Raw genomic sequence first — 22381 nt, 5'->3', positions numbered from 1 at the left:
GGCAGGCCATACCGTGGCGGGACGCGCCGTAAACCCGTCCTTGGGGGCTCGACGTGCGCCATCCATGGCGCACGACGGTCCCGTCAGGGCCTGGCCCCCACTCGCCAGACAGATCTGGATGGACGGTTGGGAAAGCCAGAGCGGCCTCTTCGGCAAGCGGTAACAGGCCTCGGGCTCGGGGCTCGGGCCACAGGTCAAAGCTCAAAGCTCAAAGGCAAGCAACAGCAGACAGGCGCCTATTGGCGCCTGTCTGCGTTTGACTGGCGCATGACTGGCTCTGGACTGGCTCTCCTTTGAACACCAGCCAAGTGTCGACGGCGCGGTGTGGGTGGGTCTGCAGGACCGTTGTGCGCCATGGATGGCGCACATCGAGCCCCCATGGACGGGTTCACGGCGGGTCCAGCAGACCCACCCACACCGCGCCAACCCCGTAGGAGGCCACGCCCGGCGCTTTGCGCCTTCAGCTCTGGCTCTGGCTCTGGCTCTGGCTCCGGCCTCGGCTTCCCTACAGACCGATCCGGCATCAGAGGACACGGCCCGGAGCGTGGGCAAGGTAAACTAGCGCGATGTCTTCCCGCCCCGCGCACGACCTGCTCAGCCGCATCTTTGGTTACGACGAATTCCGCGGTCCGCAGCAGGCGATCGTCGAGCATGTCGCCGCCGGCAATGACGCGCTCGTCCTCATGCCCACCGGCGGCGGCAAATCGCTCTGCTACCAGGTTCCCTCCCTGCTCCGCGACGGCACCGGCATTGTCATCTCGCCGCTGATCGCCTTGATGCAGGACCAGGTCGAAGCCCTGCGCCAGCTTGGCGTCCGCGCCGAATACCTCAACTCCACCCTCGATGGCGACACCGCCGCCCGGGTCGAGCGCGAACTGCTCGCCGGCGAACTGGACATGCTCTACGTCGCCCCCGAGCGCCTGCTCACCGGACGGTTCCTCTCGCTGCTCTCGCGCAGCCGGATCGCCCTGTTCGCGATCGACGAGGCGCACTGTGTATCGCAATGGGGCCACGACTTCCGCCCGGAATATCGTCAGCTCACCGTCCTGCACGAACGCTGGCCCGACGTCCCGCGCATCGCGCTGACCGCCACCGCCGATCCGCCGACCCAGCGCGAAATCGCCGAACGCCTGGACCTCACCAACGCCCAGCACTTCGTCAGTTCGTTCGACCGGCCCAACATCCGCTACACCGTCGTCCAGAAAGACAACGCCAAGCGCCAGCTGCTGGACTTCCTCAAGGTCCACCGCCAGGAAGCCGGCATCGTCTACTGCATGTCGCGGCGCAAGGTGGAGGAAACCGCCGAGTTCCTGTGCAAGGAGGGCATGAACGCCCTGCCCTACCACGCAGGCCTCCCTGCCGAGGTGCGTGCGGCCAACCAGCGCCGCTTCCTGCGCGAAGATGGCATCGTCATGTGCGCCACCATCGCCTTCGGCATGGGCATCGACAAGCCGGACGTACGCTTCGTCGCGCACACCGATCTGCCCAAATCGATGGAAGGGTATTACCAGGAGACCGGCCGCGCCGGGCGCGATGGCGAAGCCGCCGAAGCGTGGCTCTGCTACGGCCTGGGCGACGTGGTGCTGCTCAAGCAGATGATCGAGCAGTCCGAGGCCGGCGAAGAACGCAAAACGCTTGAGCGCTCCAAACTCGATCACCTGCTCGGCTACTGCGAATCCATGCAGTGCCGCCGCCAGGTCCTGTTGGCGGGGTTCGGGGAAACCTACCCCCAGCCGTGCGGCAACTGCGACAACTGCCTGCTGCCGCCCGATGCCTGGGATGCCAGCGTCGCCGCCCAGAAGGCGCTGAGCTGCGTCTATCGCAGCGGCCAGCGTTTCGGGGTCGGCCATCTGATCGACATCCTGCGCGGGGGCGAGAACGAGAAAGTCCGCCAGTTCGGGCATACCGAACTGAGCACCTACGGCATCGGCAAGGATCTGGATGCCCGCACCTGGCGCAGTGTGTTCCGCCAGTTGGTCGCCTCCAGCCTGCTCGAGGTGGACAGCAGTGCCTACGGTGGCCTGCGCCTGACCGATGGAAGCCGTGACGTGCTCAAAGGCCAGCGCAAGGTCATGATGCGCCGCGAGACCCCCAAGGCCGCCCGCGAGCGCGACCGCAGCGGCCAGCGCACCGGCCTGTCGGTGCTGCCGCAGGACCTGGCCCTGTTCAACGCGCTGCGCGGCCTGCGTGCCGAGCTCGCGCGCGAGCAGAACGTGCCCGCCTTCGTGATCTTCCACGACAGCACGCTGCGCAACATCGCCGAACAGCGCCCCACCAGCGTCGATGCGCTGGGCCGGGTGGGCGGCATCGGCGGCACCAAGCTGGCCCGCTATGGCGACCGTCTGGTCGAGATCGTGCGCGAGCAAGGCTGATGCCCGGCCAAGCCCGCACGAACCGGCCTCCAGAGTTGAACCACGTGTTCAGCCGCAGGTGCGACCGCCCGGATTTGGCAGTAAGGTGAGCCCCATGTCCGCCAGTGGCCTGCTCCTGCGAGTGGTATTGATGCTCAGCCTGTTGCTCAACGGGCTGAATGTCGCCATGGCCGGCCCCATGGCGCTGGCCATGGCCGAACGGAGCCGCACCAGCACGCCCGCCCCGCCATGCCATGGCGATGCGCCGATGCCCGCCGCGCACGCTCACCACGCCATGGCCGCTGCCGGGTCCGCCGACACCGGCGTCCAGGCCCCGCACGATGGCGACCATTGCAAGATCAAGGACTGCCTGCGCAGCTGTGCCCAGCAGCCCAGCCTGACCGTCCAGATCGCGTGGATCGCCACGCCGCCACCGTTGTCGCTGGCGCCGGTCCTGACCGCGCATCCGTCCCAGCCGATGCCCCCGCTGGATCGCATCACCCGCCCTCCGATCGCCTGATCCGCCGCGCGCTGCGAGCGCCGGCCTGAGGCTCTGCGCATGCGCCCCGGCGTGTGTGCGATGACGGCACCCCGTGTGCCATTCGAATCGGATTCGGAGTTGCAATGTCTTTCCCCAAAATACCCGGCACGGGCACCCCGCCCATGCCGTCACGCCGCCTGTTCGTGCAGGGCGTGGCAGCTGGCGGCGTGGTCGCCAGCCTGGCCGCCACCGGCCTGAGCCCGCGTGCGTTCGCCGCCGCCGGCCCCGGTCTTGCCGGTGCCCCGCAGGTCCTGAGCAGCCATGACGTGCAGCTGAGCATCGGCGAATCGCTGGCCAATTTCACCGGCCGCACCCGCCCGGCCATCACCGTCAATGGCAGCCTGCCCGCGCCGATCCTGCGCTGGCGCGAAGGTCAGACGGTCAACATCCGCGTGGCCAATACGCTGCAGGCCCACCCCACCTCCATCCACTGGCACGGCCTGCTGCTGCCGGCCAACATGGATGGCGTGCCCGGCCTGAGCTTCAACGGCATCGCGCCCGGTGAGGCCTACCAGTACCGCTTCACCCTCAAACAGTCGGGCACGTACTGGTACCACAGCCATTCCATGTTCCAGGAACAGGCCGGCCTGTACGGCGCGCTGATCATCGACCCGCTGGAACCGGCGCCGTATCACGTCGACCGCGAACACGTGATCCTGCTCTCGGATTGGACCGACCTGGACCCCGGCGCGCTGTTCCGGCGCATGAAGAAGCTCGCCGAGCACGACAACTACTACAAGCGCACCCTGCCCGACTTCCTGCGCGATGTGCGCAAGGAAGGCTGGGCCGCGGCCACCGCCGACCGCGGCATGTGGGGCCGGATGCGGATGACGCCGACCGACATCTCCGACATCAACGCCCACACCTACACCTATCTGCTCAACGGCACCGCCCCGGCCGGCAACTGGACCGGGCTGTTCCGCAGCGGCGAGAAGGTGCTGCTGCGCTTCATCAACGGCGGCTCGATGACCTACTTCGATGTGCGCATCCCCGGCCTGAAGATGACGGTGGTCGCCGCCGATGGCCAGTACATCCACCCGGTCAGCATCGATGAATTCCGCATCGCGCCGGCCGAAACCTTCGATGTGATCGTCGAACCCAGCGGCCAGGACGCCTACACGATCTTCTGCCAGGACATGGGCCGTACCGGCTACGCCGCCGGCACGCTGGCGGTGCGCCACGGCCTGCAGGCGCCGATTCCCGCGCGCGACCCGCGCCCACTGCTGACCATGAGTGACATGGGCCACGACATGGGCCATGCCGCGAACGGGATGGCAGGCCATGACATGAAGGGCATGGAGGGCGGCTGCGGTGCCAGCATGGGCCATGGGGCGCACGGTGCCGATGCCAAGGCGCCGCGCCACCCGGCAAGCGAGAAAGGCAACCCGCTGGTGGACATGCAGAGCATGGCCACCGAGCCCAAGCTGGATGATCCGGGTATCGGCCTGCGCGACAACGGCCGCCACGTGCTCACCTACGGTGCGATGCGCAGCCTGTTCGACGATCCCGATGGGCGTGATCCGGGCCGCGAGGTGGAGCTGCACCTGACCGGCCACATGGAGAAATTCAGCTGGTCCTTCGATGGCATTCCGTTCGCCAGCGCGGAACCGCTGCGCCTGACCTACGGTGAGCGCATGCGCATCGTGCTGGTCAACGACACGATGATGCAGCACCCGATCCATCTGCACGGCGTGTGGAGCGATCTGGAAAACGCGGACGGCGAGTTCCACCTGCGCAAGCACACCATCGACATGCCGCCCGGCACCCGCCGCACCTACCGCGTCCGTGCCGACGCCCTTGGCCGATGGGCGTACCACTGCCACCTGCTGTACCACATGGAAGCAGGCATGATGCGCGAAGTGAGGATCGAAGAATGAGCCGCTCACCTCTCACCGCGCTGTCCGCACTGAGCGCCGCCCTGCTGCTTGCGTTGGCCGCACCGGCCTGGGCACAGTCGCATGCCGGCCATGCCGCGGCGCCGACCACGACCACGACCACGACTGATGCACCACCGGCGGATGACCGTCCGATGGATCACGGCAGCATGGATCACACCAAGATGGATCATTCAACGATGGTCCAGGGCAGCGCTGATCGCAGCCAGATGGATCACTCGACGATGGATCATGGCAGCACCGATCACAGCCAGATGGACCACTCGACGATGGACCATTCAACGATGGATCACGCCGCGATGGGCCATGCCCCACCGAAGCCGCGCGCGCCCACCGAGCCGCTCGAGCCGATTCCGGCTGTGACCGCCGCCGACCGCCTCGCCGCGTTCCCGCCGATCGACCACGGCGCGATGGAGCATGCGCCGGAAATTCACAGCATGTTGCTGGTCAACCGCCTCGAACACTGGGATGGCCAGCACGGCAGCGGCCAGGCCTGGGAGGCCAGCGGCTGGGTGGGTGGCAACATCAACCGGCTGTGGCTGCGCAGCGAAGGCGAGCGCAATGACGGCCGCACCGGTTCGGCCGATCTGGAAGTGATGTACGGCCGCAGCGTGTCGCCGTGGTGGGATGTGCTCGTCGGCGTGAAGCAGGATTTCCGGCCGGCCGATTCGCGCACCTGGGCGGCGTTCGGCATCCAGGGGTTGGCGCCGTACAAGTTCGAAACCTCGGCCACGGCCTACGTCGGCGAAGGCGGCCAGTTCGCGGCCACGGTCGAGGTGGAGTACGAGCTGCTGCTGACCAACCGCTTGATCCTGCAGCCGCTGGTGGAAGCCACGTTCTCGGCCAAGGATGAGCCCGAGTATGGCAATGGCGCGGGACTGAACAAGATCGAGGCCGGGCTGCGCCTGCGCTATGAGTTCACCCGCCGCTTCGCACCGTACATCGGCATCAGCCACGAGCGGCTGTTCGGCGATACCGCCGAGTACCACGAAGCGGCCGGCGAACACGCACGCGATACCCGCTGGGTGGCGGGCGTGCGGGTCTGGTTCTGATCCCGCGGCGATGACAGGTTCCGGGTACCGACGTACCCGGAACCCCGGCCGGCCCAGGCGATGGCGTAAGCTGCCGGCCCCACTTGGCTGCCCTGCACCCTGATGTCGACCCTCCGCCGTGCCACCGTTGCCGATGCCGCTGTGCTGTCGGCGATCGCCATCGCCACCTATACCGAAACCTTCGGGGATTCGTACCCGCCGCAGGACCTGCGCGATTTCCTGGACAGCCACTACGCGGTCGAACCGCAACGCCGCGAACTGGCCGATCCGCGCAACGCCGCATGGTTGCTGGAGGATGGTGGCCGCCCGGTGGGCTATCTCGCGGCGGGGCCCAACAGCCTGCCGCATGCCGACGCCGCCGAGAGCGATATCGAACTCAAGCGGCTGTACCTGCTCGCCAGCCACCAGCGTGGCGGACACGGAGCGCGCCTGATGGATGCGTTCCTGACGTGGCTCGATCAGCCGCAGCGGCGCACGCTGTGGGTCGGCGTGTGGTCGGAGAACCTCGGCGCGCAGCGCTTCTATGCACGCTATGGCTGCAGCAAGGTGGGCGAATACGATTTCCCGGTCGGCGACAGCGTCGACCGGGAATTCATCCTGCGCCGCGCCTGAGCGCAGCGCGGACATGCATCAGAAGTCGAACAGGTCCGACAGGAAGCTCTCTTTCTTCTTCTTGCGGTAGCCGTGCTGATCGCTGTACTGCTGCTGGCCCAGATGGCGGGTATCCCTGTGCTGCACGGCAGCCGGCGGCGGAGCGGCGGCGCGTACCGGGGCGGGCGCGGGCGCTGCCGCACCGGCCGAGCGCTCGATGATCTTGTCCAGTTCACCACGGTCCAGCCACACGCCACGGCACTGCGGGCAATAGTCGATCTCGATGCCCTGGCGCTCGGACATCTGCAGCGCTTGGGTCTTGCATACGGGGCATTGCATGGGCGGTCTTCCAAGGGGCAAAGCCGCACTCTAGCCGGTCCCACCTGACCGTGGTGCAACACGGCCATGACCGATGGCCCCCCGACCAATGCCCCATGCCGGCACCACGGTCCTCCCCGACACTGCGCACAGTCCCTGGATGTGGAGCGCTCCATGCCGTCCCTTCGCCTGCCCGGCTGGCTGGCCGCCTGCGTGGTCGTGCTGACCCTGGCCGTGTCGATCAATCTGCGCGACATCGCCGCGTGGCTGGGCAGCCCGATTCCGAAGCTGCCGATCCCCTATGGCGGCGCCATTCTCGATAACGGCCTGGGCGTGCTGTTGGTGCTGGCTGTGGCCGCACTGCTGCTGCGCCCCGGGCAGCGCCTGCCCGCGCTGCTCGGACTACGCTGGAACGGCTGGCAGGGGCCCGCGCTGGCGCTGTTGGCCACGCTGCCGTGCTGGCTCGGCCTGTGGTGGCTGGGCGGGTTCAACCCCACCCAGGATCTGCTGGCCCTGCTGATGCTCGGCGTGCTGTTTCCGCTGGCCGAGGAAATCATCTTCCGCGGCTTCGGCTTCATCTTCGCGCACCGCCAGCAGCGCTGGCCGTGGCTGGCCGCTGCGCTCGTACAGGCGGTGATCTTTGGCGCGGTCCACTGGTGGTCGTTCGGCGGCGGCGGCGGCATGGCGCTGCAGGTCTTCGCCATCACCGGCATCGGTGGCCTGGTGTTCGCCTGGCTCAACACGCTGGACGACTACACCCTGTGGAGCGGGTTGGCCCTGCACGTCTCGCTCAACGTGGCCTGGAACGTCTTCGTCATCAGCGAGGCGACTGCCGTCGGCTGGCCGGCGACGGTGCTGCGCCTGTCGGCGGCAGGTCTGGCGATCACCCTGGTGTGGGTCTGGCAGCGCCGCCGCAGGCGTTCCCTGGCCTTTGCCTGAGCTGCGCGAACGCAGGCGCCAGGGCGGCTTCACCCGGCATTTCGGCGGCGTCAACGATCTCCTCACCAGCGCCCCGCGATAATTGCGCGCCCCTCTCCGGGGGAAAGCCGGAACCACGCTCCATGTTGTTGTCCAAGCACCATCCCGAACCGCGCGTGCTGTTGATCGAAGACACCGAAGACACCCGTGAACTGAGTCGCATGGCGCTGGAAAGCCAGGCGTGCGAAGTCGTCGCGGTCAGTTCCGCCGAAGCCGCGCTGGGCCTGCTGCAGGCCGGCGAGCGATTCGATCTGGTGTTCACCGATGTCTGCCTTGGCGCAGTGAGTGGCATCGAAGCGGCGCACCGGGTCAAGCAGGAACAGCCGGGTCTGCCGGTGCTGGTCACCTCGGGCCTGGAGCCCTCCGTGGTGGTGCCGCAGCTCGGGCCGGGCATGCATTTCCTGCCCAAGCCCTACACCATGAGCGAGCTGCTCGACGCCATCCGCGCGTGCTTCCAGCAACCGCTGGCCGCCTGCGCCTGAGAGAAAACACCTGCGGCAGTCGGCGGCGCTCTCAACGCCTGCAGACCACGACACCGCGCCGTCGCACCTGACGGACGACGCAGCTCAGCGATCTTCATCCGGATTTCATGTCCGCGTCCCCATCGTCGGCGTCAGGGAACGGGGGTTTCCCGCTGCCCGGACGACGATGCAACGCTCTCCTTTTCCTCGCCGGAATCGACGCCATGCTCTTCCGTATGCTGCTGTCCACCCCGTTGCTGTTGCTGCTCCCGTTCGATAACGCGCGCGCCGATGACTTCGTCACCTGCGAAAGCCGTGACAACCGCTACCAATCCTGTTCACTGCCCCGCGCTGGCTACGTCACGCTGGACCGCAAGCTGTCCGGGGCGGACTGCCGCCAAGGGCGCAATTGGGACTACGACCGCCGTGAGGTCTGGGTCGATGATGGCTGCCGCGCCTCGTTCCGCGTGCATGGCGGCAGCGATCGCGATGACCGCCATGACAATGACAATCATGACGCCAAGGTTGCCGCCGGCGTACTGATCGGGGCTGCCCTCCTTGGCGCATTGGCGCACAACGCCAACAAGGATGACGCGCGCTACGACGATGAGAACTACCAGGGAGCCCGGCACACCTCCTATGTGCCCGGCTGGATGATCGGCGAGTTCGAGGGCTACAACCCCAACTTCAACGCCGACATCCGCATGCGGATCGACGGCGATGGACGCATGAGCGCGCAGACCCGCGGGCAGACGTTGAACGGCTGGGTCAACGGCGGGCAGCTCAACGTCGGCAGCAGCGTGTTCGACATCAGCCAGAGCCGCGACGGCTTCGTCACCACCGAAGTGGGCGACCGGCAGAACGAGGTGCGCTACCGCCGCGTGCGCTGAGCGACGCGGCAGTGGCTGCCCTTACCTGGCAACTTGGCACTGCAGGGTGGTGCCGTAGAACTCCAGCGTGGTCTGGTCGTTGTGCGTCCGAAGGTCGACGCCTTCGCGCCCCCAGCGGCCGCCATTGTTGTCGTCCTTGGTGACCGGCACCGGGAACACGATGGCCTGATCCCTGCCCCAGCTGACCACGGCCGCGGTCGGGTCGATGTCGTTGTAGAACACGGCCGTCACCGGCTTGCTGTTGTCGTCGCAGCGGTACTCCACGGTTGCCGGCACCTGGATGCCGCCGCCATTGATGGTCAGCTCGACCAGCCGCGTCTGGTAGGACTCCACCAGGCAGCGATGCGGATCCACGGCGCGCGAACAGGCATCGCGTCCCTTGATCCAGCCGCGCTGTTCGGCCGCGATGTCCAGTTCATCCGAGCTGGTCTGCACCCGCTTGTAGAGCGCGGCCAGCTGGCGATCCAGCGCGGCCAGGCGCGCATCGCCGCACACCAGCGTCTCCGCCTCGGACTGCGCCTTGCTGCAATCGAACGAGGGGGACGGGACGACCGTTTCGGATGTCGAGGCGGGGGCTGCTTCGTCGGCCGGCCTTTCCGCCGTCGGCGGCGCCTCAGGCGTCTGTGCCGCTGGTTCAGGTTTGGAGCACGCCGCGAGCGCGAGCGCCCCCATGCTCAGCAGGACGAAACGGTTCATGGCACCTCCTACAACGATCAGATCAAAGTCAGCCTATTGTGCGCGATGCGGCGCCTTCAGAATGTGTTGATCCGGGCGCATTGGCGCAGCGGCCTCACCAGGCCTGCCAGTGCAGCATTACCACCAGACGGTGAGACAGTACTGACCCGCCCCTCATGCGTGGCCGACGGCAGACTAACAGCACGCGGCGGACGATGGGTCTGCGACATCACGTCGCCTTGGAGTCACCCAATGTCCAACATGCAGAACAACGAAAACAACGTGAAAAATGCGGCCAACGCCCAGAATGCGCCGCAGTCCGAACAGGAACGCAAGGACGCGCAGGCCAAGCAGCAAAAGCAGGAACAGGACACCAGGAATGCACCTGATGCTGGCAACAAGCCGCAGCAGAAGTAAGTTCACTCTGCTACATGCTGGGGCTGCGCATCCGCGCAGCCCTGACAGGGTTCAGTTGGCGTGCCGCAACGCCATCACCGCATCGCGTGGAAGGCCAGCGCGCAGCGACATCCGCCGGTACATCTGCGCATGGATCAGGGGTCGCGTTCGCGCAGCGTGGCCAGCTGCTGGCGCATATCGTCCCAGCACAACCGCGTCTCCAGGAGCAGATTGCCGAGGGTGCGGCGTGCCTGGCCGGACAGTGCGCGGTTGTGGACGGCCACTTCCATCGCGCGAACCAGACGGGCTTCGGCGGCGTGGCTCTCGCTCACGTATTGGATGCCGGCATCACCGAGCACCGTGCCGAACCACCCGAAGCCCCCGCGCAGCTGACCACCCAGCGTGCCATGCAGTGCCGGCTGCCCGCCGGCGCGACGCACCAGCGTGGTGAGCTCCGTGACGACCTTGGTCTTGGACGCGGCCATGCGCATCATCAGCGCGCTCAACTGCGGGTCCGTTGACTGCACGCCAGCGACGGCCTTGGCGTAGATCCCGTGACCATCGCGCGCAATGCTGATGATCTGATTGAGCCCATGCACCGTCTGGCCGTTGTTGTCGGTATTCATCACACCGCTCCGTGGAATCGCAGATCCCACTGTGGCCCGTTACCGTTTGATCCTGCGCCTGTGTGGGGGAGGATGACGTGAGGAAAGGCGCTGGTCACCGTCGCCACTATCTGCGACGCGCCCCACTGACTACGATCGGGGTGGACAGTCACGCGGAAGCCGGATGTTCCGGCCCGACTCAGGGAGGACGTGATGGCAAGGATGCGATGGATAGCGGGTGTGTTGGCGGCGACGGGCATGCTCTCGGCCGGTAGCGCAAGCGCGGCAGCGGCGGCGGACCGGGACGCCTGGCAGGCAGACTACGCCGTGCTCAAAGCAGTCTTGCAGGACGACTACGCGCACCTGGCCTGGATGGCCTCGCCCGAAAGTGGCGTGGATCTGCCAGCCCTTGATGCTCGAGCGCAGCGCGACCTTGCCGAGGCACGCGATGATGCCCAGGCCACCCATGCGCTGCGCAGCTTTCTGGCGGGCTTCCATGATGGTCACCTAGCCCTGCTCGACCGGCTGGATACAGGCGGCACTGCCGCGCCCCTCGCGGCTGTCGATCCGCGCGTGCTGGGGCCGGGTGCCGGGTGCGCCGCGCTCGGGGTCGCGGATGAAGGCCGGCATGACTTCAGCCTCCCGCTGGAAACACTGCCTGGCTATACGCCATTGAACAGCGAGGCAGACCCTGCGCTGCGCGCTGGCATCCTCGCGTTGCCGGGGGGAGCGAAGGTGGGTGTGCTTCGGCTGCACGAGTTCGATGCGCTGCGCTACCCCGGCCTGTGTCACGCGCTGTGGCCACAGCTCCGCCATGCGGACTCCATTGGCGACATGCGCAGCCTGCTGGTGAACGGCTGGGTGGCCGTGATCGCCGGCAGCCTGCGCCGGTTCCAGCAGGAGGGCGTCGATGCCGTGCTGGTCGATGTCGGCGATAATCCTGGCGGGGATGACAGTGGTAACACGCTTGCGCGATTGTTCACCCCGCGCCCGGTGACCTCGGCCGCGCTGCTGGTCAGTGAGTCCGCCGCAGGCAGGCCCTATCTCGACGAACAGTACGAGCGACTCGACGACGCCCTGCGCCACCATCATCCGGCCGCCACCGCCCGCCGTCTGCTTACCACGGAGCGCGCCAGGTTCGGGGCATCGCGCCGTGCCCTGAGCCTTCCGGCCTGCGACTTGTCCTGGGTATGGCAGACACAGCAGGCATGGAACGGAGGCCAGTGCCGGCGCCTGGTCGCCGCGGGCACCTCGGGGGGCCCCCTGCCAAGCCCGGCCGTGGACACGCTGGACGATTTCCTGATCGCCCATCGCCTCGACTGGGCGCAGGATATTCGCCATCACTGGGGCGCGTGGCGCGGCCCGGTGTATGTCCTCACCAACAGCAAGACCGCGTCCTCGGCCGAGATGTTTGCTGCGCGCATGCAGGACAACCACATCGCGCGCATCATCGGCACCCCGAGTGGTGGCTACGGCTGCGGCTTCATGAGTGCCGGGCCACTGCGCCAGCTGCCCCGCTCACACCTGCGAATGCGCATTCCGGACTGCGTCCGGTTGCGTGCCGACGGTACCGATGAAGTAGCCGGTATAACCCCGGATCTGCCGCTCACACCGCGCGCCGGCGAGGGAACACGCGCACGTGCGCAGCGACTTATGGAGACCGTTGCCGAGGACATCACGCGGCACTGACCCCTTGAACGCAATGTCGTCCAACAGGTAGTGCGCACCCGCTACACTACGGCCGCTGCAGGATCCGCAGTATTGATGGCCGCGCTGCGCATGGAACGAAGCTACTTATCCACCCTGCTCGCCCTGATCCTCCATCAGATCGATGCCGCCTTCTGGCGCGAGTGGGAGATGTTCCTGCTACCCGGCGGCGTGCAGGGCTTCCTGGTGTTCAATCTGATCGCAGTGGGCATCCTGCTGGTCGGCTACCGACATGTGGTGCTGCAAACCAGCAAGGCGCGCGGTTACGCGCTCCTCTGTGCCGCGCTGGGCCTGGCCACGTTCGCCATCCACGTCGGCTTTGCCGCGTCCGGGCATCGCGCCTTCCACCTGCCGTTGTCGATGGCGGTCATTCTCGCTTGTCTGGTCTCGGCGGTTTGGTTGCTGCGCGCGATACGTACCGCCACGCGGACTGCAACCCGGTGAAAGCGGTCAGCACCGTCGCGAAGACGAGTGCCGTCTGCAGAACGTCCATTACCAGTGCCATGCTGCCGCCCCGCGTCGACCCGCCGTGCGCCCACCGCATCACACGGGAACGGGCCTGCGGCGCTCAAGGTCTGGAGGGGTAGCGTGCGCGTGGGTGCCATCCGTGGACATCGGTCACTTCCTCGCTGCGCGTCGGAGAAACGCGCATGAGGCTGTGAGAATCCTACGAGCTAGAGACGCGCACCCTGCGTGGCACCATGCTCGGTGGTCTCGTCGTATTGTTTGTCGCGCGCGGCGTAGTCGTCGAGAACCGCTTGCCCGATGCGGTTGAGTTCCTCACCGAGCTGCGTGCAGCGCATCCCGCCGCCGACAGCCGCAAACCGCCGCTGGATTTCCTCGGCAGCTTGATCGGCATGTGCTGCATGGCCGTCTTCGTGCACCCGCAGCGCCTGGCTGTAGCGCTCCCACTCCTCTTGCAGCGACGCAGGCGCTGTATCTACGCCGGTCCAGCGCGGCAGCAGCATGGTGGCTTTCACGTCCACGCGCAGTTTGCCGATTCTGCAGCCGACCCCTCGCGGGGCGTAGTCGTAGTTCCAGCCAACGTGCCAGTCCACGTGGCCGTGATGGCGCGCGCCGTCCTTGCCGACGGGCCCGCGCGCATTCAATGACGCGCGCAGTTCCTGCAGGTTGCCGCCCTGTACGTCGTAGTAGGTGATCGTCAGATTCTGCGCCGCGCCCGCATCCAGGGCGATCAGGGCAAGGGCCAATGCACCGCCACGCAGGATCGCGTGGCTTCGCGGTGCCGGTTGTGGATGGGATTCGTTCTTGCTCATGTCGCGTTCCATGCGGAAGGGGCGGGCAGTCATGCGATCCGGGCAGCGCCGGAGGCATGAAAAAGGCGACCTCGCGGTCGCCTCGATCATGATGCAAATGGTGGGCCGTGATGGATTCGAACCATCGACCAAAAGATTAAAAGTCTTCTGCTCTACCAACTGAGCTAACGGCCCATTGCATCCCCGACATGACGCCGGGGGTGCGCATTCTAACGCATCTTGGCGCTCATGCGTACCCGTCCGGCATCACACGTAATGGGTCGGGTCCGGCACGCCGGCATCGGTGAAGCCCTGCGCACGCAGGCGGCAGGCATCGCAGTGGCCGCAGGCGCGGCCCTGATCATCGGCGTTGTAGCAGGACACGGTCAGGCCGAAGTCCACGCCCAGGCGGACGCCTTCACGCACGATGTCGGCTTTGCTCAGGAACTGCAGCGGTGCATGGACCTGGATCCCCGCCCCTTCCACGCCGGCCTTGGTGGCCAGGTTGGCCAGCGCCTGGAAGGCCTGGATGAACTCGGGGCGGCAATCCGGGTAGCCGGAGTAGTCCACCGCGTTGACGCCGCAGAAGATGTCGTTGGCGCCCAGCACTTCGGCCCAGCCCAGCGCGACGGACAGCATGATCGTGTTGCGTGCCGGCACGTACGTGACCGGGATGCCCTCGCCGCCCGCTTCCGGCACGTCGATGTCATCGGTCAGGGCCGAGCCGCCGATGCTGCGCAGGTCGACATTGACGGTCTTGTGGGCGACCGCACCCAGCGCGCTGGCGACGGCGGCAGCGGCATCGAGTTCGGAGGTGTGGCGCTGGCCGTAGCGCACGCTCAGGGCGTGGACGGCAAAACCCTGCTCGCGGGCGATGGCAACGACGGCGGCGGAGTCCATGCCGCCGGACAGGAGGACGACTGCTTTTTTCATGGGGATGTTTCCGGTGGTTTGCGGGGAACCAGCACGCTGTCCCGCGCCGGACGTCTTTACTGATGGTGAGGCGTGGTCGATGGCAAGCGCAGCGCCGTAGCGCTGCAGCCAGCGTTACCTCCCGGGTTCGTCATTCCACAACAGCTTGTGCAGCTGCATCTGGAAGCGCACCGGCAGCCGATCGGCCACGATCCAGTCGGCCAGCTCACGCGGGCTGACCTCGCTCTTGCTCGGCGAGAACAGCACCATGCTGCGCTCGTTGAGCCGGTGCTCGCGGACCATGCCACGGGCCCATTCGTAATCCTCGCGGCTGCACAGGACGAACTTGATCTGGTCGCGCTTGGTCAGCAGCGGCAGGTTTTCCAGGCGGTTGCGGGCCATTTCGCCGGAGCCGGGGGTTTTCAGGTCGACCACGCGCGACACGCGCGGATCGACGGCGCTGACATCCAGCGCGCCGGAGGTTTCCAGCGAGACGTCCAGGCCGGCGTCGCAGAGCTTTTCCAACAGCACCAGGCAGCGCTTCTGCGCCAGCGGCTCGCCACCGGTCACGCAGACGTGGTGGACGCCTTGGGCGAGCACCTCATCCACGATCGCGTCGATGTCCCACCAGGTGCCGCCGTGGAAGGCGTAGGCGGTATCGCAATAGGTGCAGCGCAGCGGGCAGCCGGTGAGGCGCACGAACACGGTCGGCCAGCCGGTGGTATCGGCTTCGCCCTGCAGGGACAGGAAGATCTCGGTGATCTTCAGTCGCGGCAGCGGGGACTGCACGATCTCACTGGGGAGTGCGGCAGCAGCGGACAGGGTCGTGGTCATGGCGGTAATTCGTGGGGGACGGCTTCGGAAACGACAACAGCCGGGCATGGCCCGGCACGGAGGACCGGGCAACGCCCGGTTGGCGATCCATCATTATACCGGGCCCGGCCGCTACAGCGGCCCGGGGCGGGTTCAGCGGATCTGCTGACCCAGCCGGATCGACTGCAGACGGTCCTGCGCGGTGCGCGCGGCGTCGGAGCCGGGATACGTGGACACGACCTGTTCGAGCGTCGCCTGGGCCTGGTCGACCTTGCCTTCGCCATACTGCGACAGGCCGATCTTGAGCAGGCCACCGGACGCCTTGTCATGGGTCGGGTAGCGCGAGATGAGGTCGCGGAACTGCGCCTCAGCCAGCGGGAAATTGCGGGTGGCGTAATAGCTTTCGCCCAACCAGTACAACGCGTTGGGGGTGTAGACGCCGTTGGGGTAGAGCTCGAGGAAACTCATGAAGAGCTGCGCCGAGTCGTCGTACTTGCCAGCCTTGAGCGAATCGAAGGCGACATTGTAGGCGGTGCGTTCATCGCCACTGGCAGCGAGGCTGCCGGCATCGCCGTGCACGCTGGGCGGCCGCTCGGAAGCGGCCGTTGCCGGTTTCGGGGGTGCTGCGGGGGCAGGCGCGGCTGCGGCCGGGGCGGCGGGAAGCACGGGGGCTCCACCTTCCAGGCGGTTCAAGCGGCTGTCCAGATCCAGATACTGGTCCTTGGCGGACTGCTTGAGCTGCTCATTGTCGTGCTGCAGCTGCTCGACCTGCGACTGCAGGGCCTGCAACTGGGTACGCAGCTGGTTCAGCTGATTGAGCATGTCCATGTTGGACTGATTGTTGTTGGCCTGCTGCTCAAGCGCGCCGACGCGGTCGGCCAGACTCTGCCGCTGCGCATTGGCCGGTGCGGCAGCCACGAGGGCTGCCGCAACGATCATCGATAGAAATCGAAAGCGCATCTATTACTGAGCCGTGTACACGATCTCGACGCGACGGTTCTGCGACCAGCAGGACTCGCCCGACTCGGTGCAGACCGGACGCTCTTCACCGTAGGACACGACGGTCAGCTGCGAAGCCGAGCCACCGTTGGCCTGCAGTGCCGAGGACACGCCGTTGCCACGACGCTCGCCCAGAGCCTGGTTGTAAGCGCGCGAACCGCGCTCATCGGTGTGGCCCTGCAGGGTCATGCGCGAGGACGGACGGTCACGCAGGTACTTGGCGTGGCACGCCATGATGGCCTGGAACTCCGGCTTGACGCTGTCCTGGTCCAGATCGAAGTACACCACGCGCTGGCGCAGGCAGGAATCGGTATCCAGATCACCCGGACCGTACAGACCCGAGGTGGACGGGCCGGTCGGAGCGGTGGTGCTGCCGGTATCAACCGGGGCAGCCGGCACTTCCTTGACCTTCTTGGAACAACCGGCCAGGGCGGCCACGGACAACAGGGAGACAAGCAGAACGCGGGTGGTCTTGTTCATGGCGATACCTTTGAGGCTCCTAAAGCCGGATGAGGGATGAATACGGAGAAATCTTAACACTCTGTTAGCGCTTTGTACGGTATGGCGACCAAGAAGGTTCGCGAACATCACCGTCGGCCAGAACCAGCCGCTGGCGCACGCGCGCATCGGCCGATACGGCATACAACACGCCACGACCACCCTCGCGGGCGGCGTACAACACCATGCTTGCGTTGGGCGCGAAGCTCGGCGATTCATCCAGCGACCCTGGCGACAGCGTGCTCCAGCGGGCCGAGCCCGTGCTGCTGTCCATCATCGCGATCTTGTAGGTATTGCCGCTGCCCTGGGCGACCACCAGCTTCTTGCCGTCGTAGGACAGGCTCGGGGTGGCGTTGTAGTTGCCCTGGAAGGTCACACGCGAGGCGCTGCCACCACTGGAGGCGACCTGGTAGATCTGCGGGCGGCCGCCACGGTCGGAGGTGAAGTACACGCTGGAACCGTCAGCACTCCAGGTCGGCTCGGTATCGATGGCGAAGTGGTTGGTCAGCTGGGTCAGCTGCTTGCTGCCCAGGTCCATCACGTAGATTTCCGGGTTCCCGCTGCGCGACAGCGACAGGGCCAGGCGACGGCCGTCCGGGGAGAACGACGGAGCGCTGTTGATGCCGCGGAAGCTGGTCACCAGCTCACGTGCACCGCTGGAGATGTTCTGGATGTAGATCGCCGAATTGCCACGCTCGAAGCTGACATAGGCCAGCTTGTTGCCGTCCGGGCTCCAGCTCGGCGACAGCAGCGGCTCGGCCGAGCGCACGATGGTCTGCGGGTTGAAGCCGTCCGAATCGGCCACCATCAGCGCATAGCGCATGGCATCGCCCTTGCCGCTGGCGGTGACATAGGCGATGCGGGTCCAGAAGGCGCCGCGCACACCGGTGATCTTCTCGTAGATGGCATCGGCCATCTGGTGGGCGACATCGCGCATGGCGTTGCCACGGGCGGTCATCGCCAGGCCCAGCAGGCGCTCGCCCTTGGGCACGTCATACAGCTCGTACTCCACCCGGTAAGCGCCGGCACCGGCGTCCATGACCCGGCCGACCACGATGTAATTCTGCTTCAGCGCGCGCCAGGTGGCGAACTGGATCTCGCTGCCACGGGTCGGCTTTTCGACGATCTGGGCTTCGGGCAGATTGCGGAACTGGCCCGAGCGGTCCAGATCGGCACGGACCACGGCGGCCACATCGGTCTGCGGTGCACCGGCCGACCCCTGGTACGGCATGGGGACGACGGTGATCGGCGTGGCGGAGGCGTTGCCGCCGATGATGTCGATATCCAGCCCCTTCTGCTGCGCCACGGCAGCAAAGGGCAACAACAGGGCCGCAACAACGGCAAGCCAGCGAGGCATTTTTTTCATGGAGCGCTCAATAGGGGGGAAACCAGAACGAGGGATAACAGGACGGCAGTGAACAGTTTCGCAATCATGAACCAAGGCCGTGTGAATTCCGAGTCACTGACTGCACAAAACTCACAGGCCGTTAACGACCAGACCCCATTTCCAGGCGCGCGATGCGTCCCGTCCATCCTCGGATGGTGCTGAGCCTGGGTCGCCGACCCGCCCGGGATCAATCCTGGGCGGTAAAGGTGAAGTTGATCGTGCGCGCGAACACCGACTCGAAGCCGCGGTACGGCAACGGCTGGGCATTCAGGACGGCGGCTTCGATCGAGCGGCGGCCGGCCTCATCGAACGGGCAGCTTCCGCTGACCTTGGCCTGGATCACCTGCCCACCGGGAATCTGGGTGATCGAGACCTGGCAGCGCTGGCCCAGCGGGACCGAATCCGGACGGGTCCACTGCGCCGAGACCTTCTGCTGGATGGCCGCGGCGTACTTGGCGCTGAGATCGTCGCTGGTCCCGCCAGCGCCGGCGGCCGGCTTGGCTGCACCGGTGGCGCCGGAGGTCGATGCCGACGCGTTGGCCGCGCGCGCAGCCGATACCTGGCGCAGCTTCTGCTCGGCCAGCTTGGCTTCGTTCTCGGCCTGGGCGCGCTTGCGGCGGATTTCAGCGAGCTTCTTGTCACGCTCGGCGTCGGCCTTGGCGTCGTTGGCCTTCTGTTCCTGCTCGGCCAGCTTCTTCTTCTCGGCTTCTTCCTGCTGCTTGGCCAGGCGCAGCTTCTGTTCGGCCTGTTCCTGGCGCTTGCGCTCGGTCAGGTCGATCTGTTCCTGGCGGCGCTTGGCTTCCTGTTCCTGCTTGGCTTTTTCCGCCGAAATCGCCATCGCGTTGACCGCTTCCTGGTCGACCGTGTCAGGCTGGGCGATACGCTCCTGGGCCTGCGACTGCTGCGGCGTCGGCGCGTCCTGGGGACGCGGCTCCGGCAACGGCTGGGGCGGCGGCACGGTGTCTTCCGGAATGGGCTCGGGCTCGGCGACCGGCTCGGGCAGGTCCGGCAGCGATTCGGAGGCACGCAGCGCCTGGCGCGCGGCCGAGGCTTCGGACGCGGACAATTCCAGGCTGGCTTCGATGGCCGGATCGCCGGCGGCCGCTTCGGTCGTGCGCTGCGGCGACCACAACCAGGCGGCGATGAAGATCAGTGCCAGCAGCAGGTGGACGCCGAGCGCCAACGCGACCGGCAGGCCCCACTCCTCGTCCCGTGCGCGCTGCGGTGGCAGGGCTTCAGTGTGCATCGGTCGCCAGGCCCACCTTTTCCACGTTGGCCCGCTTGATCACGTCCATGGCCGCGACCACCTTTTCATACGCAACGGCCTTGTCGGCCGCCACGATCACGCGCAGGTTCTTGTCCTGCGAGGCCAGTGCGGACAACTGCGCCTGCAGCCGGGCAGCGTCCATCGGCTCGGGGTCCTTGGCCTCGGGCAGCTTGAGGCTGAGCTGGCCATCCAGGCGGACGGACACGATCACTGGATCCTGCTTGCTCTCCAGCGCCTTGGCCTGGGAGGTCGGCAGATCCACTTCAAAGCTCAGCGTGAGCAGCGGCGCGGTCACCATGAAGATGATGAGCAGCACCAGCATGACGTCGATGTACGGCACGACGTTGATTTCGGATTTGAGCTTTCGGCGCTTGCGGCGGCCAATGGCTGCGGTCATGGCAGGACTCCTGTGCTGGGCGCTTACTCGTCGCCCGCGGTCTGACGCTGCAGGATCGAGCTGAACTCTTCTGCGAAGGTTTCAAAGCGCACCGACATGCGCTCCACGCGGGTGGTGAAGCGGTTGTAGGCCCACACCGCCGGGATCGCCACGAACAGGCCGATCGCGGTGGCGAACAGGGCTTCGGAGATACCCGGGGCGACCGAGGCGATACCGGCCTGCTCACCACTGTTGATCATGTCGTGCATGGTCACCATGATGCCGAACACGGTGCCGACCAGGCCCACGTACGGGGCGGTCGAGCCGATGTTGGCCAGCAGCTCCAGGCTGCGCTCCATCTGGTCCACTTCACGGGTGTAGGTGGTGCGCATGGCGCGCTGGGCACCTTCCAGCTGCGCACGGCCATCCAGGCGGCGCTTGTCGCGCAGGCGGGTGAACTCGCGGAAGCCGGCTTCGAAGATGGCTTCCAGGCCGCCGACCTTGCGGTTGCGGTCGGTCGCCGAGCTGTACAGCTTGCCCAGGTCCGCGCCGGACCAGAAGCGGCTTTCGAACTCATCGGCCTCACGGTTGGCGGCGTTGAACACGCGCGCCTTGCGGAAGATGATCACCCAGCTGATGAACGAGCCAGCCAACAGCAGCAGCACGATGATCTTCACCGGGATGCTGGCCTTGATCATCAGATCCAGGTAATTGATGCCACCGCCATGCGCGGCTTGGGCGACAGTCTGTGCCGCGGCGCTGGTGACTTCCTGCGGCAGCGCTTCGGTCACCGTGGCCTGCAGGGCCAGGAGCATTGCGATCATCCGTTGTTCCTCAGTGTGCGGATTCTGGAAATTCGAGGTGTTTCAGCGCGGCATGCAGTGCATCGTCCATGCCACGCGGTTTGAAGGTGGTTGCATCGAGCGCGGCGATCTTCACCTGCGCGGTCAGCAGTGTCTCATCGCCCCGATGGACCGCCTGGGCGAACACCATGCTGGCGCGCTTGCACTGCACCAGTGTGGCGGTGACCGCCAACGCATCATCCAGACGCGCCGGCTTGAGGAAATCCATGGTCATGCTGCGCACCGCGAACACCAAGCCGTGGTCGCAGCGCATGCGCTCCTGACCATACCCCAATGCCCGCATCCATTCGGTGCGCGCCCGTTCCATGAAGGCGACGTAGCGAGCGTGGTACACGACCCCGCCAGCGTCGGTATCTTCCCAGTAAATGCGTGTCGGCCAACTGAATCGGGGATCAACCGACATCCGGAATCTCCGCGAACAGGTCGGCAGGCGGGTTTTTCGGCTTCAACCCCATGTGCCGGTAGGCCTTGTGCGTGCAAATGCGGCCCCGCGCGGTGCGGATCAGGAAGCCCTGCTGGATCAGATACGGTTCGACCACGTCTTCCAGCGTGCCGCGCTCTTCGGACAGGGCCGCGGCCAACGACTCGATGCCGACCGGGCCACCATCGAAGTAATCCACCATGGTCCGCAGCAGGCGCCGATCGAGCTCGTCGAAGCCCTCCGGGTCGACCTTGAGCATCTGCATCGCCGCCTGGGCGACATCCTGGTCGATGTGACCGGCGGCCTTGACCTGGGCGAAATCGCGCACGCGGCGCAGCAGCCGGTTGGCGATACGCGGGGTGCCGCGCGAGCGCCGTGCGATCTCGGCCGCGCCTTCGGCGGTGCAATCGATGTTGAGGATGCTGGCCGAGCGCCGGACGATCTTGGTGAGTTCTTCCGGCGTATAGAACTCCAGCCGGTGCACGATGCCGAAGCGGTCGCGCAGCGGCGCGGTCAGCAGGCCCGCGCGGGTGGTCGCGCCGATCAGGGTGAACGGCGGCAGATCGATCTTGATCGAGCGAGCCGCTGGGCCCTCGCCGATCATGATGTCGATCTGGAAATCTTCCATTGCCGGGTACAGCACTTCCTCCACGACCGGCGAGAGGCGGTGGATTTCATCGATGAACAGCACATCGTGCGGCTGCAGATTGGTCAGCAGTGCGGCCAGGTCACCGGCCTTCTCGATCACCGGGCCGGAGGTTACGCGCAGCGCGACCCCCAGCTCGTTGGCGATCACATGGCTCAAGGTGGTCTTGCCCAGGCCAGGCGGCCCGAAGATCAACACGTGGTCCAGCGCATCGCCACGGGCCTTGGTCGCTTCGATGTAGATCGACAGCTGCTCGCGCACAGGGGCCTGGCCGAGGTAATCGGCCATGCGCTTGGGGCGGATGCTGGCGTCGGTGCCCTCGTCTTCGCGGGTGGCACCGGCAGCGATGATGCGGTCGTCGGTCATCCCACGATTATGCGGCAAAAAGGGCGCGATCCGCGCCCGGTAGTGGGGGGGGGGGGGGGGGGGGGGCGGGGCGAGGCGGAGGGGAGGTTCTGAGCGCGCGGGGGGGGGCCGCCCGCA

The 22381-nt window shown here is 66.6% G+C and carries 25 protein-coding genes and 1 tRNA gene; 11 read left to right on the top strand and 15 right to left on the bottom strand.

Features of this window, described 5'->3' with window-relative positions; all coding sequences use genetic code 11:
• Positions 1-566: 566 nt before the first annotated feature.
• From recQ to ABE464_RS18835, 5 genes are all read left to right on the top strand, one after another.
• Complete coding sequence (gene recQ / locus ABE464_RS18855) at positions 567-2372, top strand: DNA helicase RecQ (protein ID WP_346473180.1); 1806 nt, start codon at positions 567-569, stop codon at positions 2370-2372.
• A 94-nt stretch (positions 2373-2466) separates the two neighbouring features.
• On the top strand, positions 2467-2871 hold the full coding sequence (locus ABE464_RS18850) for a CopL family metal-binding regulatory protein (protein ID WP_346473179.1): 405 nt from the start codon (positions 2467-2469) through the stop codon (positions 2869-2871).
• Positions 2872-2975: 104 nt separating this feature from the next.
• Complete coding sequence (locus ABE464_RS18845) at positions 2976-4769, top strand: copper resistance system multicopper oxidase (RefSeq protein WP_346473178.1); 1794 nt, start codon at positions 2976-2978, stop codon at positions 4767-4769.
• Positions 4766-5839, top strand: a complete 1074-nt coding sequence (locus ABE464_RS18840; RefSeq protein ID WP_346473177.1) for a copper resistance protein B — start codon at positions 4766-4768, stop codon at positions 5837-5839. The genes ABE464_RS18845 and ABE464_RS18840 overlap by 4 nt, the downstream gene beginning before the upstream one ends.
• Before the next feature lie 99 nt (positions 5840-5938).
• Entirely contained in the window at positions 5939-6451 is a 513-nt protein-coding gene (locus ABE464_RS18835) for a GNAT family N-acetyltransferase (protein WP_346473181.1), read from the top strand.
• A gap of 18 nt (positions 6452-6469) precedes the next feature.
• On the opposite strand, the gene ABE464_RS18830 is transcribed toward ABE464_RS18835, so the two are convergent.
• Positions 6470-6769, bottom strand: a complete 300-nt coding sequence (locus tag ABE464_RS18830) for a zf-TFIIB domain-containing protein (protein ID WP_346473176.1) — start codon at positions 6767-6769, stop codon at positions 6470-6472.
• Positions 6770-6922: 153 nt separating this feature from the next.
• Between ABE464_RS18830 and ABE464_RS18825 the strand changes: the two genes are divergently transcribed.
• The 3 genes from ABE464_RS18825 (at position 6923) to ABE464_RS18815 (ending at position 9077) form a co-directional block, all read left to right on the top strand.
• Positions 6923-7687: a CPBP family intramembrane glutamic endopeptidase gene (locus tag ABE464_RS18825; RefSeq protein WP_346473175.1), complete on the top strand. Its 765-nt coding sequence runs from the start codon at positions 6923-6925 to the stop codon at positions 7685-7687.
• A gap of 122 nt (positions 7688-7809) precedes the next feature.
• Positions 7810-8208 carry a response regulator gene (locus ABE464_RS18820; RefSeq protein WP_346473174.1) on the top strand — a complete coding sequence of 133 codons (399 nt, stop codon included), beginning with the start codon at positions 7810-7812 and terminating at the stop codon, positions 8206-8208.
• 203 nt (positions 8209-8411) lie between these two features.
• Entirely contained in the window at positions 8412-9077 is a 666-nt protein-coding gene (locus tag ABE464_RS18815) for a DUF3011 domain-containing protein (protein WP_346473173.1), read from the top strand.
• A gap of 21 nt (positions 9078-9098) precedes the next feature.
• Here ABE464_RS18815 and ABE464_RS18810 read toward each other — a convergent pair whose 3' ends face one another.
• A complete protein-coding gene (locus ABE464_RS18810) occupies positions 9099-9773 on the bottom strand; it encodes a lysozyme inhibitor LprI family protein (protein WP_346473172.1) in 675 nt (224 codons plus the stop codon).
• Positions 9774-10013: 240 nt separating this feature from the next.
• Between ABE464_RS18810 and ABE464_RS18805 the strand changes: the two genes are divergently transcribed.
• Positions 10014-10169, top strand: a complete 156-nt coding sequence (locus ABE464_RS18805; protein ID WP_346473171.1) for a hypothetical protein — start codon at positions 10014-10016, stop codon at positions 10167-10169.
• A gap of 134 nt (positions 10170-10303) precedes the next feature.
• Here the strand turns inward: ABE464_RS18805 and ABE464_RS18800 are convergent, their stop codons facing one another.
• Positions 10304-10774 (bottom strand): PA2169 family four-helix-bundle protein, encoded by a 471-nt coding sequence (locus tag ABE464_RS18800; protein WP_346473170.1) that lies wholly within the window; start codon positions 10772-10774, stop codon positions 10304-10306.
• 192 nt (positions 10775-10966) lie between these two features.
• Between ABE464_RS18800 and ABE464_RS18795 the strand changes: the two genes are divergently transcribed.
• Positions 10967-12442 (top strand): S41 family peptidase, encoded by a 1476-nt coding sequence (locus tag ABE464_RS18795; protein WP_346473169.1) that lies wholly within the window; start codon positions 10967-10969, stop codon positions 12440-12442.
• A 75-nt stretch (positions 12443-12517) separates the two neighbouring features.
• Positions 12518-12904, top strand: coding sequence for a DUF6713 family protein (locus ABE464_RS18790; protein WP_346473168.1), 387 nt, complete (start codon positions 12518-12520; stop codon positions 12902-12904).
• A gap of 230 nt (positions 12905-13134) precedes the next feature.
• Here ABE464_RS18790 and ABE464_RS18785 read toward each other — a convergent pair whose 3' ends face one another.
• The 12 genes from ABE464_RS18785 to ruvB form a co-directional block, all read right to left on the bottom strand.
• Positions 13135-13737 (bottom strand): DUF922 domain-containing protein, encoded by a 603-nt coding sequence (locus tag ABE464_RS18785; RefSeq protein WP_346473167.1) that lies wholly within the window; start codon positions 13735-13737, stop codon positions 13135-13137.
• Positions 13738-13835: 98 nt separating this feature from the next.
• Positions 13836-13911 (bottom strand) — tRNA-Lys (locus ABE464_RS18780).
• A 72-nt stretch (positions 13912-13983) separates the two neighbouring features.
• Positions 13984-14649, bottom strand: coding sequence for a 7-cyano-7-deazaguanine synthase QueC (gene queC / locus ABE464_RS18775; protein WP_019185214.1), 666 nt, complete (start codon positions 14647-14649; stop codon positions 13984-13986).
• A 114-nt stretch (positions 14650-14763) separates the two neighbouring features.
• Positions 14764-15462 carry a 7-carboxy-7-deazaguanine synthase QueE gene (gene queE, locus ABE464_RS18770; protein WP_346473166.1) on the bottom strand — a complete coding sequence of 233 codons (699 nt, stop codon included), beginning with the start codon at positions 15460-15462 and terminating at the stop codon, positions 14764-14766.
• Between the two features lie 132 nt (positions 15463-15594).
• Complete coding sequence (gene ybgF, locus ABE464_RS18765) at positions 15595-16401, bottom strand: tol-pal system protein YbgF (RefSeq protein WP_346473165.1); 807 nt, start codon at positions 16399-16401, stop codon at positions 15595-15597.
• A gap of 3 nt (positions 16402-16404) precedes the next feature.
• A complete protein-coding gene (pal, locus tag ABE464_RS18760; protein WP_121039134.1) occupies positions 16405-16920 on the bottom strand; it encodes a peptidoglycan-associated lipoprotein Pal in 516 nt (171 codons plus the stop codon).
• A 64-nt stretch (positions 16921-16984) separates the two neighbouring features.
• Positions 16985-18304: a Tol-Pal system beta propeller repeat protein TolB gene (gene tolB / locus ABE464_RS18755; protein ID WP_346473164.1), complete on the bottom strand. Its 1320-nt coding sequence runs from the start codon at positions 18302-18304 to the stop codon at positions 16985-16987.
• A gap of 208 nt (positions 18305-18512) precedes the next feature.
• Positions 18513-19571, bottom strand: coding sequence for a cell envelope integrity protein TolA (tolA, locus tag ABE464_RS18750; RefSeq protein WP_346473163.1), 1059 nt, complete (start codon positions 19569-19571; stop codon positions 18513-18515).
• The gene (tolR, locus tag ABE464_RS18745) at positions 19561-19989 is read right to left on the bottom strand and encodes a protein TolR (protein WP_346473162.1); all 429 of its coding nucleotides are present in this window, start codon (positions 19987-19989) and stop codon (positions 19561-19563) included. Before tolR ends, tolA begins: the two co-directional genes overlap by 11 nt.
• 23 nt (positions 19990-20012) lie before the next feature.
• A complete protein-coding gene (gene tolQ / locus ABE464_RS18740; protein WP_121039143.1) occupies positions 20013-20792 on the bottom strand; it encodes a protein TolQ in 780 nt (259 codons plus the stop codon).
• A gap of 10 nt (positions 20793-20802) precedes the next feature.
• Complete coding sequence (gene ybgC / locus ABE464_RS18735) at positions 20803-21234, bottom strand: tol-pal system-associated acyl-CoA thioesterase (protein ID WP_346473161.1); 432 nt, start codon at positions 21232-21234, stop codon at positions 20803-20805.
• The gene (gene ruvB / locus ABE464_RS18730; protein WP_346473160.1) at positions 21224-22264 is read right to left on the bottom strand and encodes a Holliday junction branch migration DNA helicase RuvB; all 1041 of its coding nucleotides are present in this window, start codon (positions 22262-22264) and stop codon (positions 21224-21226) included. The genes ybgC and ruvB overlap by 11 nt, the downstream gene beginning before the upstream one ends.
• Positions 22265-22381 lie beyond the last annotated feature (117 nt).

This window comes from Stenotrophomonas sp. TWI587, assembly GCF_039674145.1.
GTDB lineage: Bacteria > Pseudomonadota > Gammaproteobacteria > Xanthomonadales > Xanthomonadaceae > Stenotrophomonas > Stenotrophomonas maltophilia_AY.
This window is presented reverse-complemented; position numbering and strand designations above follow the sequence as displayed.

Bases quoted from the DNA above. Each gene is read 5' to 3' on its own strand.
- recQ (WP_346473180.1), top strand. From the start codon at position 567: ATGTCTTCCCGCCCCGCGCACGACCTGCTCAGCCGCATCTTTGGTTAC.
- ABE464_RS18850 (WP_346473179.1), top strand. From the start codon at position 2,467: ATGTCCGCCAGTGGCCTGCTCCTGCGAGTGGTATTGATGCTCAGCCTG.
- ABE464_RS18845 (WP_346473178.1), top strand. From the start codon at position 2,976: ATGTCTTTCCCCAAAATACCCGGCACGGGCACCCCGCCCATGCCGTCA.
- ABE464_RS18840 (WP_346473177.1), top strand. From the start codon at position 4,766: ATGAGCCGCTCACCTCTCACCGCGCTGTCCGCACTGAGCGCCGCCCTG.
- ABE464_RS18830 (WP_346473176.1), bottom strand. From the start codon at position 6,769: ATGCAATGCCCCGTATGCAAGACCCAAGCGCTGCAGATGTCCGAGCGC.
- ABE464_RS18825 (WP_346473175.1), top strand. From the start codon at position 6,923: ATGCCGTCCCTTCGCCTGCCCGGCTGGCTGGCCGCCTGCGTGGTCGTG.
- ABE464_RS18820 (WP_346473174.1), top strand. From the start codon at position 7,810: ATGTTGTTGTCCAAGCACCATCCCGAACCGCGCGTGCTGTTGATCGAA.
- ABE464_RS18815 (WP_346473173.1), top strand. From the start codon at position 8,412: ATGCTCTTCCGTATGCTGCTGTCCACCCCGTTGCTGTTGCTGCTCCCG.
- ABE464_RS18810 (WP_346473172.1), bottom strand. From the start codon at position 9,773: ATGAACCGTTTCGTCCTGCTGAGCATGGGGGCGCTCGCGCTCGCGGCG.
- ABE464_RS18805 (WP_346473171.1), top strand. From the start codon at position 10,014: ATGCAGAACAACGAAAACAACGTGAAAAATGCGGCCAACGCCCAGAAT.
- ABE464_RS18800 (WP_346473170.1), bottom strand. From the start codon at position 10,774: ATGAATACCGACAACAACGGCCAGACGGTGCATGGGCTCAATCAGATC.
- ABE464_RS18795 (WP_346473169.1), top strand. From the start codon at position 10,967: ATGGCAAGGATGCGATGGATAGCGGGTGTGTTGGCGGCGACGGGCATG.
- ABE464_RS18790 (WP_346473168.1), top strand. From the start codon at position 12,518: ATGGCCGCGCTGCGCATGGAACGAAGCTACTTATCCACCCTGCTCGCC.
- ABE464_RS18785 (WP_346473167.1), bottom strand. From the start codon at position 13,737: ATGAGCAAGAACGAATCCCATCCACAACCGGCACCGCGAAGCCACGCG.
- queC (WP_019185214.1), bottom strand. From the start codon at position 14,649: ATGAAAAAAGCAGTCGTCCTCCTGTCCGGCGGCATGGACTCCGCCGCC.
- queE (WP_346473166.1), bottom strand. From the start codon at position 15,462: ATGACCACGACCCTGTCCGCTGCTGCCGCACTCCCCAGTGAGATCGTG.
- ybgF (WP_346473165.1), bottom strand. From the start codon at position 16,401: ATGCGCTTTCGATTTCTATCGATGATCGTTGCGGCAGCCCTCGTGGCT.
- pal (WP_121039134.1), bottom strand. From the start codon at position 16,920: ATGAACAAGACCACCCGCGTTCTGCTTGTCTCCCTGTTGTCCGTGGCC.
- tolB (WP_346473164.1), bottom strand. From the start codon at position 18,304: ATGAAAAAAATGCCTCGCTGGCTTGCCGTTGTTGCGGCCCTGTTGTTG.
- tolA (WP_346473163.1), bottom strand. From the start codon at position 19,571: ATGCACACTGAAGCCCTGCCACCGCAGCGCGCACGGGACGAGGAGTGG.
- tolR (WP_346473162.1), bottom strand. From the start codon at position 19,989: ATGACCGCAGCCATTGGCCGCCGCAAGCGCCGAAAGCTCAAATCCGAA.
- tolQ (WP_121039143.1), bottom strand. From the start codon at position 20,792: ATGATCGCAATGCTCCTGGCCCTGCAGGCCACGGTGACCGAAGCGCTG.
- ybgC (WP_346473161.1), bottom strand. From the start codon at position 21,234: ATGTCGGTTGATCCCCGATTCAGTTGGCCGACACGCATTTACTGGGAA.
- ruvB (WP_346473160.1), bottom strand. From the start codon at position 22,264: ATGACCGACGACCGCATCATCGCTGCCGGTGCCACCCGCGAAGACGAG.